General features: G+C 52.2%; 2 protein-coding genes. One reads left to right on the forward strand and one right to left on the reverse strand.

Going from position 1 to position 1371, the window contains the following annotated elements; all coding sequences use genetic code 11:
• Positions 1–428: 428 nt before the first annotated feature.
• Positions 429–1094 carry a helix-turn-helix domain-containing protein gene (locus ACE1BR_RS23265; protein ID WP_374873051.1) on the reverse strand — a complete coding sequence of 222 codons (666 nt, stop codon included), beginning with the start codon at positions 1092–1094 and terminating at the stop codon, positions 429–431.
• A gap of 80 nt (positions 1095–1174) precedes the next feature.
• Between ACE1BR_RS23265 and ACE1BR_RS23270 the strand changes: the two genes are divergently transcribed.
• Positions 1175–1371, forward strand: a 197-nt coding sequence (locus tag ACE1BR_RS23270; protein ID WP_374874459.1) for a hypothetical protein, incomplete at its 3' end; no start/stop codon positions are given.

A 1371-nucleotide genomic window follows, 5' to 3' on the forward strand; every position in this document is an offset into this window, starting at 1 on the left:
TACCCTGGTCCTTCAAAGCCCGCCTCGAGCGGGCTATGTCGTTCTTACGCGCTGGTCAGGCGCCTTTTTCACTTCTGCCCTGGTTAGGGGCTGGTCCTGATTGCTGGGTGGTACAGAATTCTTTGCTGGTTTTCTACTCCGCCAGCTTCGGAGGTGCCGGTTACGTCGCCGACCCGGGCTCTCACCGTTCGTGTGGCATTACCCAAGTCCTTCACCACAATTGACCGTCTTCCACGCAGCCCCTTGCTGTATCGGTCTTGGTTGCTTCCCGTAATCGCATCCATCAAGTGGTTGCCAATACGGAACAGATTCATTGTTGCCAAAAGACAACTTTGTGTCAATGGTGGCGCCAAAAAGAAACTGAAATTTTTTTTAGGCAACAAAAAACCCGCTCGAGGCGGGCTTGTTTTAGATGGAGATGTTTGAGGTTATCTGCGGACTTCTACGACCTTGCCGAGCGTCACCAACTCTTTGGCTGTCAGGCTTCCGACTCGGGGGTCGTCAACGCCATACCTCCAGCAGTCTAGACCCTTGATGGCTCGAAGCAGGCGGAATTGTTCGCTGGAGAGTATCTTCACCAGCATGATGTCGCCGTGGTCTGGGGTTGTATCTCCCAGATCGACAAGGCAGAGGACGCCGTTGATGATGCCAGACTCTTTCAGTTGATCGTCGTCAGCCTCAAGAGCAAAGATGTGGCCATCACGCTCTGTAGCCAGTGTCTTTTCTTTCTTGGCGTGCGGCCAAGCATCGCTTATATGGTCTTTTTGCAAGTCAGCCATAGTCCAGACCGGCACAAGGCCAGGGCCAGATTCAATGTCGCTGATCAAGCTGTCTGCCGAGCGGCCCAAGAACAACCACACCGGGTCTATCCGAAGTGCTTTACCAATAGACATCAGGCTGCTGGCCCTGATCTCTCTCCCTGGTTCATTCAGCATGCGACTGATAACCGCCTTGCTCACCCCACTCTTTCTGCTGAGATCGGCAGGGGTAACCCCCATCTCCTTCATCCGAGCCTCAAGGCGTTCAGCAAAATTCTTCATTACTTCACCAACGTTGCTTTCATGCACCAAGTCTAACGCGGTGATGATTGTCAAAGGGTCACCATCCATATTGACTTTAATTTCCTTTTGGCAACAAAATGAGTGTGTAAAGACCTAACCATGAGGACCAATCTATGCGCATTGAAGATGTCGAAAAGTTTTTCGGCAATGCCTCTAAGGCCAGTGAGGCTATTGGCATTGGCCGCTGCAACTTCACCAAGTGGAAGAAGCAGAACAAGGGCATCGTGCCCGCCAACCACGCTGTGAGATTCGTTATCAAGAGCGGCCATGCGCTCGATATGGGCTGGGATGATTACCAGCCAGAGCAAAT

Origin of the sequence: Aeromonas sp. MdU4, from assembly GCF_041929505.1 — a bacterium.
Taxonomy (GTDB): domain Bacteria; phylum Pseudomonadota; class Gammaproteobacteria; order Enterobacterales; family Aeromonadaceae; genus Aeromonas.